The sequence below is a fragment of the bacterium genome, from assembly GCA_040753085.1.
Classification (GTDB): Bacteria; UBA9089; JASEGY01; order JASEGY01; family JASEGY01; genus JASEGY01.
The window spans coordinates 1-2,158 of record JBFMHI010000241.1; the positions used below are offsets into that span (position 1 = coordinate 1).

The window sequence follows — 2,158 nt, forward strand, 5'->3', positions numbered from 1 at the left end:
TAGTAGTAGAGCTTGAATATCTATGTCTATGGGAAATTTCTTGCATTTTATTAGACCTATTTCACAGGTCGAAAAATTATTTAAAGATGGGATTAAAAGATTTGTTTTATCTTCGTGCCCTTCGTGTACTTCGTGGTTTTTAAAAGATGTGGGTAAGGATAAGCCCATCAAGGGAGGGGAAGTTCTTATGCCGACGCTGTCGGTACAAAAGGAGATGAAACTTAACATAGTACTATAATCTGTAATGAGCTTACTTTTTTAACTTGATTTTGAGTAGATACTTAGCCACAAAGACACTAAGGCACGAAGAAGTTTATGTCTTTGTGCCTTAGTGTCTGAGTAGTTACGAGGTGCAAATGGCTGATAATCTGATTAAAGAGGCTGTTTCATTAAGAAGGCAGGGGTTGAGGGAAAAAGCCCTCAAGCTTTTAGAGGATTATTGCCTGGAAAACCCCGGTGACCTGGATATGACTACCACCTTAAAAGTTTGGAAAAAGGAGGTGGTCACTGAAAGTTGGGCCATGTCAAGGAGAGATCCAAACCGTTCATCTTGCGACCGCGACTTGGGAGAGTGGTCAAGGCTGATTGGTCTCTGGTCTTATGAATTCTCATCCTTATTTATACAAAAATTCCTGCCGAACATCCCATCCCCTATTATTGCCAATGATATGGTGATCGTGCCGAATTCAAATCTGCAATCATTTATTGGATTTGGAGTGAATGATGGTTGTCCTTTACCTTCAACCAAAGTGCTGGGGGGAAGACTTTCCTACGCTTCTACCCCCGTCTATATCAAGCCATTTCTGATATTTACCTTAAATGGGGTGTTATATCATATCTCTTTTGGTAAAGATAAACTTTCTTTGAATCAGTTTATTTCCGACCAAAGAATCCAGCTCATAAGTTATTGTGCCCCGATGGCTAATGAAGAGATCGCCGTCTTTGGTTTTGCCGACTGGATACTCCTTTATAAGCCGCATACAGGCGAAGCTAGGTTTATCCCTTATAAGTTGACCAGAGAAGATGACCGGCTGCTTAGCCCCATTCAATGGGAAGATGAGGTGGTCTTTCTTTCAAGATTTGGTCAGCTCTTAAGGGTTGTCTTTCCTGAAGATGATCTGGATAACGCTAAGCTCTCTATGGAAGAAATAAATGGAAGAATAAAGGATATGGTATATTCCGCCCCATGCCTGGTCAAAGGCAGGTTGTATTTTGAATCAGTAAATTCAAAGTCGTCTAGAAATATATGTGAATATAGCCTCTCTAGGAATGGAAGTTTCAGGACAGAGGTTTTGGAAGAGGGAGTATGCAGTCCGAAGGATACCCATCTATATTTCTCGCCCATAGCTTTCCAAGAAGGGGTTATTGTCTCCTCTGATATTGAATCAAAGTTATACTATATCCAGGGAGGGTATCCGATGAGGGTCATTCCCATCAATATAGAACTGGCCAGGGGAAGTTTGAGGGTTCACCAGACTTCTCATATCTTTGCCTTTGCGCTTGACAACTATCTGATAGGGAAAGTCCCCAAAGGGTTCTTCTGTCTTAACCTCCTTCATTCAAATGAAGGAATGATTGAGATATTTCGACCGGCCACGGACATCATTGCCCAACCCATAAGTTATAGCCATCGGGTATTTTTTATCACCAAGGCGAGTGTAAAATGTTACGCCACAAAGTAAATATCATCTGGTTCTCTTTGATCTTAGGTCTAAGTCTTTTCTCAAAAGCCGAGAATGTCCAAGGAGAAAAGCATGTTCTGGTAGCTTACGATATTTCCCAGAGTATGCGCGGCCATTGGGATAAAAAGGAGATAATCAGGCTAAATGGATATCTGGCTGAATTCCTCTTTGATGGTCTGGGGGAGATCAACCCTCAGGATCAGGTTATATCGAGTAAAGAGACCCCCTTTCTGGCCAGGAATATTCCTCTCTTAAGTCCGGGAGATAGACTCTCTTTGGTAAAATTCGGGGGTCCGCCTATTCCGCCCCCTGAATTGAGTGAGATCTATGATGGCACTCCCTCTCTCAGAACCGAAGTCACCAGCCACCTGCCTAACAGAATGGATGAATTAAAAGAAGACTGGACCTGTCTGGATCTGCTTCACTGGAAGGCCAGTCAGATATTCCAGGAATATCCAGAGCTTAAGCCCTATCTG

At 42.4% G+C, this 2,158-nt stretch carries 2 protein-coding genes; both read left to right on the top strand.

Translation table 11 applies throughout. The features are described from left to right. The first annotated feature begins 356 nt into the window (after nucleotides 1–356). A complete protein-coding gene (locus tag AB1797_14020; protein ID MEW5768703.1) occupies nucleotides 357–1,682 on the top strand; it encodes a hypothetical protein in 1,326 nt (441 codons plus the stop codon). Next, nucleotides 1,664–2,158 (top strand): hypothetical protein (locus AB1797_14025; GenBank protein MEW5768704.1); only part of this gene is annotated, 495 nt, incomplete at its 3' end. The genes AB1797_14020 and AB1797_14025, both read left to right, overlap by 19 nt.